The sequence below is a fragment of the Moorena sp. SIO3I6 genome, assembly GCF_010672095.1.
In genome coordinates, this window is the sequence record NZ_JAAHHU010000627.1 from 1 (window position 1) to 2,578 (window position 2,578).

General features: G+C 44.7%; 5 protein-coding genes and 1 pseudogene. 4 read left to right on the forward strand and 2 right to left on the reverse strand.

What is annotated here, in order from left to right; translation table 11 throughout:
• Positions 1–86 precede the first annotated feature (86 nt).
• Positions 87–230, reverse strand: a complete 144-nt coding sequence (locus F6K49_RS40485; RefSeq protein WP_293106507.1) for a hypothetical protein — start codon at positions 228–230, stop codon at positions 87–89.
• Positions 231–382: 152 nt separating this feature from the next.
• On the opposite strand from F6K49_RS40485, the gene F6K49_RS40490 reads away from it, so the two are divergent.
• The 3 genes from F6K49_RS40490 (at position 383) to F6K49_RS40500 (ending at position 2,075) form a co-directional block, all read left to right on the forward strand.
• Positions 383–592, forward strand: coding sequence for a hypothetical protein (locus F6K49_RS40490; protein WP_293106510.1), 210 nt, complete (start codon positions 383–385; stop codon positions 590–592).
• Complete coding sequence (locus tag F6K49_RS40495; RefSeq protein ID WP_293106514.1) at positions 592–1,023, forward strand: hypothetical protein; 432 nt, start codon at positions 592–594, stop codon at positions 1,021–1,023. Before F6K49_RS40490 ends, F6K49_RS40495 begins: the two co-directional genes overlap by 1 nt.
• 437 nt (positions 1,024–1,460) lie before the next feature.
• On the forward strand, positions 1,461–2,075 hold the full coding sequence (locus F6K49_RS40500; RefSeq protein ID WP_293106519.1) for a hypothetical protein: 615 nt from the start codon (positions 1,461–1,463) through the stop codon (positions 2,073–2,075).
• A gap of 40 nt (positions 2,076–2,115) precedes the next feature.
• On the opposite strand, the gene F6K49_RS40505 is transcribed toward F6K49_RS40500, so the two are convergent.
• Positions 2,116–2,373, reverse strand: coding sequence for a hypothetical protein (locus tag F6K49_RS40505; protein ID WP_293106522.1), 258 nt, complete (start codon positions 2,371–2,373; stop codon positions 2,116–2,118).
• Between F6K49_RS40505 and F6K49_RS40510 the strand changes: the two are divergent.
• Positions 2,355–2,578: pseudogene (locus F6K49_RS40510) on the forward strand (hypothetical protein); the annotation flags it as partial. The gene F6K49_RS40505 and the pseudogene F6K49_RS40510 sit on opposite strands and share 19 nt — an antisense overlap.

Consider the following 2,578-nt stretch of genomic DNA (forward strand, 5'->3'; position numbering starts at 1 on the left):
GAGAGCATGGTTCAACTGGAGTAGACACGATGGAAACCTTTGGTGAATCGATGTTCGTTTCTTTAACGGTATACACCAGTAGATAATTATATTCCGCAAAAGATTAGGGGGAGTCGGGAATCGGGAGCGGTGCGACCCGTGGCGAATTTAATTCGCCTACGGAAAGCGCACCGAGGGAATCGGGAGTAGCGATGCAGAGCTCTTAAAAACCTCGAAACGAAGCCAGCCAAAGGCTAGAATGTGAAGATTAGATCCAATAAATTACTATACAGCCTGGTACCTGTATAATAGAAATCTAGAATCCGCTCCGGCAACTACAGCCACACTCAGCCGAGACCACTTCTCCAAAGTCCGACTATACGGAACTAGGAGCAACTTAAGTATGGCAAAACCCAGGTACGACAAAGACGAAAACAAGTCACGCCATGCAGCAGCGGATCAGGACTGCTGCGAGGAAATGGCACAGAAATATGGCTGGCAATTGGTTGATATTGAGGAAACAGGTAACCCCATTCTTGAAGTCGATTGTGTGTTTGAAGGAAAAACTGAATTTCCCAAATCCTATTACGACACCGAACAGGAGCAAGACTAATGCGTAAATGGATTGTATTTCGTGCTGAAAAGCGTCAACCCGGATGGAAAGAGCGCAAATATGCTCACTCTGGCTCTCTGACGAAAACTTTATTCGAGCATTACGACTGCTCCGACAAGGCGCTGCCTGAACCGGGATACCGTCCGCCAGAGTTTATTCGAGTTGATCAGTTTGTTGATCCTAACTATCCAGATTCATCAACCCATTACCGTCAAAGCGATTGGGAAGTTACACGGGTTGAAACCTACACACCAGATATCCCAGTTGACATGGATTTCGATATGGTTGTAATTTGCTACTGCAAACACAGTCCCATCAACGCCCCTCTCAAGCCAATGCCAGAGCGCCAAATCTCTGTCGATTCATTTGCTGGGGATAAGGATGCTTATGAGCAATATCTAGAGAATCATAAGCTCCCTGCGGAGGTGTAGAAGTAAAGCCGATACCCGCTCAACTCCAGGGCTGGTATCACTTTCAGCAGCTTTTGCAAAAACTTTTATAAGCAACAAAAAGGTTGTTTACTTCTGTAACTATCACGTTGTTTAGTGTTCAAAATATCCCTGCAAAGTGGAGTCGGTAGTCGGTGTAAAAAAATTGAATAATTGAATTTACCTAATAATTCATTGTTACTGAATAGCAAACTTTGCCTTATGTTTGCGTTCCCGTAGCGTGACCTACGGTCAATCGCATTCAAAGTATAGCATGTCAGCAAATACTTTAAAAATCCAATAAGCCCGTTTTTACTAGTAATCAAGTACACAATATTTTACCCCGATTCCCGACTCCCGATTCCCGATTCCCGATTCCCGACTCCCGACTCCCGATTACCGACTCCCGATTCCCTACTCCCTACTCCCTTCCCTAGCTCATGTCTTACAGTCAATTTACAATTCAAAAAGTAGTCAATGATTTTGACTTAACTTTAATCGAACAAGGGAATATTTTTGAAAGCGATCGCGATCGCGTAATTTCTCCTAGTCCTTATTTAGCCGAATTTATCACCCATAATTACCAACTAGCGATCGCATTGAATACGGAAAAAGCGCGATCAGAACTTTTGATATGTCCAGTATTACTTGCAGTTAGAGAATTCCATAAATACCAGGTTAGCTTGTTTTCTGGGGAAGAGTTTACTGTTGACCCAGAAGTCGGATTAAATGGCACCTGTGATTTTATTATCAGTCTGTCACCGGAACAGTTATTTGTTAAAGCCCCAGTAGCCATTATTATAGAAGCCAAAAAAGAAGACCTGAAAGGGGGATTAGGACAGTGTATCGCCGCAATGGTAGCAGCCGGTCGGTTTAATCAACAGCAGAATAATGGTAACGGTAATGCGCTCGCAACGGTTTACGGTGCCGTAACCACTGGGACTCTATGGCGATTTCTGAAATTGGAAGAAAAAACAGTAACCCTCGATATGGCGGAATATTTTCTGCCTCCCATCGAACCCATTCTAGGGAAATTGGTGCAGATGGTGGAATAGGATTAGGAGTTAGATCAATTCTGGTTGTGGGGTTTTCTGTTTAAAGAGGGGAATCGGGAATCGGGAATCGGGAATCGGGAATCGGGAATCGTAAAATCGGGAGTGGGGCAATCTCTAGAAGCTTCTTTATCAGTAAAATAATACAGCGAATTATTTTACAATAATCATTGCTTTGTATTTCTGAGCAGGAAAATATCCAGCGTTCGCGATCGCGTGACCGCTCGATCAATCCCTTAGTATACTTTAGCTCTATTTTTAATAAACAAATGTTTTCCGAGAGTGACAGGCAAGTGCCCACTCCCTCGGTGCGCTTTCCGTAGGCGAATTAAATTCGCCACGGGTCGCACCGCTCCCGACTCCCGACTCCCGACTCCCGACTCCCGACTCCCGACTCCCGACTCCCGACTCCCGACTCCCGACTCCCGACTCCCCAACAGAAACATGGAACCACTCTTACAAATCCGTCCCCATTATCGCGTTGAAATTATTCAACCCAATCATGT